This is a genomic window from Bacillus sp. MUM 116, from assembly GCF_001866655.1.
Lineage (GTDB): Bacteria > Bacillota > Bacilli > Bacillales > Cytobacillaceae > Neobacillus.
The window spans coordinates 1-1996 of sequence record NZ_MLYR01000147.1; the positions used below are offsets into that span (position 1 = coordinate 1).

Consider the following 1996-nt stretch of genomic DNA (forward strand, 5'->3'; position numbering starts at 1 on the left):
TAAATAGTCCGGTAATAATGGCGAGAAGGTCACACCCGTTCCCATACCGAACACGGAAGTTAAGCTTCTCAGCGCCGATGGTAGTTGGGGCCTTGCCCCTGTGAGAGTAGGACGTTGCCGGGCTAAGCCCCTTTAGGGGTTTTTATTTTGCTTAATTTTATAGTTGGCCCGTTGGTCAAGCGGTTAAGACACCGCCCTTTCACGGCGGTAACACGGGTTCGAATCCCGTACGGGTCACCATATGGAGGATTAGCTCAGCTGGGAGAGCATCTGCCTTACAAGCAGAGGGTCGGCGGTTCGATCCCGTCATCCTCCATTATTATTGCATTTAAATTGTGCCGGTTTAGCTCAATTGGTAGAGCAACTGACTTGTAATCAGTAGGTTGGGGGTTCAAGTCCTCTAGCCGGCACCATTTATTTTTTTCTTTTTGAGCCATTAGCTCAGTCGGTAGAGCATCTGACTTTTAATCAGAGGGTCGAAGGTTCGAGTCCTTCATGGCTCACCATCTTTAATATTGCGGGTGTGGCGGAATTGGCAGACGCACCAGACTTAGGATCTGGCGCCGCAGGGCGTGGGGGTTCGACTCCCTTCACCCGCATCAAAGTTTTTTGCGAAAGCGAAATAACTTACCATATATGCGGAAGTAGTTCAGTGGTAGAACACCACCTTGCCAAGGTGGGGGTCGCGGGTTCGAATCCCGTCTTCCGCTCCAATTTGCCGGGGTGGCGGAACTGGCAGACGCACAGGACTTAAAATCCTGCGGTAGGTGACTACCGTACCGGTTCGATTCCGGTCCTCGGCACCAAAGTTTTTTGCGATAGCAAAATAACTTCCAAAGTATGCGCCCGTAGCTCAATTGGATAGAGCGTCTGACTACGGATCAGAAGGTTATGGGTTCGACTCCTTTCGGGCGCGCCATTATTATTGCGGGAAGTAGCTCAGCTTGGTAGAGCACTTGGTTTGGGACCAAGGGGTCGCAGGTTCGAATCCTGTCTTCCCGACCAGTCGAGAATTGATATTAACAACGTGGGGCCTTAGCTCAGCTGGGAGAGCGCCTGCTTTGCACGCAGGAGGTCAGCGGTTCGATCCCGCTAGGCTCCATTATTTAATTTTTATTAAAATGGCGGTGTAGCTCAGCTGGCTAGAGCGTACGGTTCATACCCGTAAGGTCGGGGGTTCGATCCCCTCCGCCGCTATATAAGAACTAATACTAATGTTGTTATTAATGTTTATTTTGTTGGACCCTTAGCTCAGCTGGTTAGAGCAGACGGCTCATAACCGTCCGGTCGTAGGTTCGAGTCCTACAGGGTCCACTTTTATATGGAGGAATACCCAAGTCCGGCTGAAGGGATCGGTCTTGAAAACCGACAGGCGGGTTAAACCGCGCGGGGGTTCGAATCCCTCTTCCTCCGCCATTAATTAAATGTAATTATAATCGTCGCGGGGTGGAGCAGTCTGGTAGCTCGTCGGGCTCATAACCCGAAGGTCGCAGGTTCAAATCCTGCCCCCGCAATATGGTCCGGTAGTTCAGTTGGTTAGAATGCCTGCCTGTCACGCAGGAGGTCGCGGGTTCGAGTCCCGTCCGGACCGTACTTTTATCCCAGTAGGATCACTACTGTTGATATAGATTTTGTATGGCTCAGTAGCTCAGTCGGTAGAGCACGATCGAATAAGCTACTGTGAATTAGCATCAGCGTACCCATCGAGCTGCTAATTGAATAAGCTTTCTGAGATGGGGACGAAGGACGACATTAGTCTAAGTTTAGGACACAATATTATATACGGCTCAGTAGCTCAGTCGGTAGAGCAAAGGACTGAAAATCCTTGTGTCGGCGGTTCGATTCCGTCCTGAGCCATCTTTTTTTATCTGGAGGGGTAGCGAAGTGGCTAAACGCGGCGGACTGTAAATCCGCTCCCTTAGGGTTCGGCGGTTCGAATCCGTCCCCCTCCACCATTTTAAGGGCCTATAGCTCAGCTGGTTAGAGCGCACGCCTG

17 tRNA genes and 1 rRNA gene are annotated in these 1996 nt (G+C 51.0%); all 18 read left to right on the plus strand.

The annotated features are described in order from the left end of the window. The first annotated feature begins 7 nt into the window (after positions 1-7). Positions 8-123: ribosomal RNA gene (gene rrf / locus BIV60_RS26265) — 5S ribosomal RNA — on the plus strand. A 42-nt stretch (positions 124-165) separates the two neighbouring features. Beyond that, positions 166-240: transfer RNA gene (locus tag BIV60_RS26270), tRNA-Glu, on the plus strand. A 3-nt stretch (positions 241-243) separates the two neighbouring features. Further along, a tRNA-Val gene (locus tag BIV60_RS26275) sits at positions 244-316 on the plus strand. Positions 317-337: 21 nt separating this feature from the next. Then, positions 338-413, plus strand: a tRNA-Thr gene (locus tag BIV60_RS26280). Between the two features lie 17 nt (positions 414-430). Continuing rightward, positions 431-506: transfer RNA gene (locus BIV60_RS26285), tRNA-Lys, on the plus strand. 11 nt (positions 507-517) lie between these two features. Further along, positions 518-599: transfer RNA gene (locus BIV60_RS26290), tRNA-Leu, on the plus strand. A gap of 39 nt (positions 600-638) precedes the next feature. Then, positions 639-713: transfer RNA gene (locus tag BIV60_RS26295), tRNA-Gly, on the plus strand. Between the two features lie 4 nt (positions 714-717). Further along, positions 718-806: transfer RNA gene (locus BIV60_RS26300), tRNA-Leu, on the plus strand. Positions 807-842: 36 nt separating this feature from the next. Further along, positions 843-919: transfer RNA gene (locus tag BIV60_RS26305), tRNA-Arg, on the plus strand. A 9-nt stretch (positions 920-928) separates the two neighbouring features. Then, positions 929-1005: transfer RNA gene (locus tag BIV60_RS26310), tRNA-Pro, on the plus strand. A 24-nt stretch (positions 1006-1029) separates the two neighbouring features. Continuing rightward, positions 1030-1102 (plus strand) — tRNA-Ala (locus BIV60_RS26315). Positions 1103-1123: 21 nt separating this feature from the next. Continuing rightward, positions 1124-1197: transfer RNA gene (locus BIV60_RS26320), tRNA-Met, on the plus strand. Positions 1198-1240: 43 nt separating this feature from the next. Then, positions 1241-1314: transfer RNA gene (locus BIV60_RS26325), tRNA-Ile, on the plus strand. Between the two features lie 9 nt (positions 1315-1323). Further along, positions 1324-1416: transfer RNA gene (locus BIV60_RS26330), tRNA-Ser, on the plus strand. A gap of 24 nt (positions 1417-1440) precedes the next feature. Continuing rightward, positions 1441-1514: transfer RNA gene (locus tag BIV60_RS26335), tRNA-Met, on the plus strand. A 3-nt stretch (positions 1515-1517) separates the two neighbouring features. Continuing rightward, positions 1518-1591 (plus strand) — tRNA-Asp (locus tag BIV60_RS26340). 193 nt (positions 1592-1784) lie between these two features. Continuing rightward, positions 1785-1857, plus strand: a tRNA-Phe gene (locus BIV60_RS26345). Positions 1858-1870: 13 nt separating this feature from the next. Beyond that, positions 1871-1955 (plus strand) — tRNA-Tyr (locus BIV60_RS26350). The last annotated feature ends 41 nt before the right edge of the window (positions 1956-1996 follow it).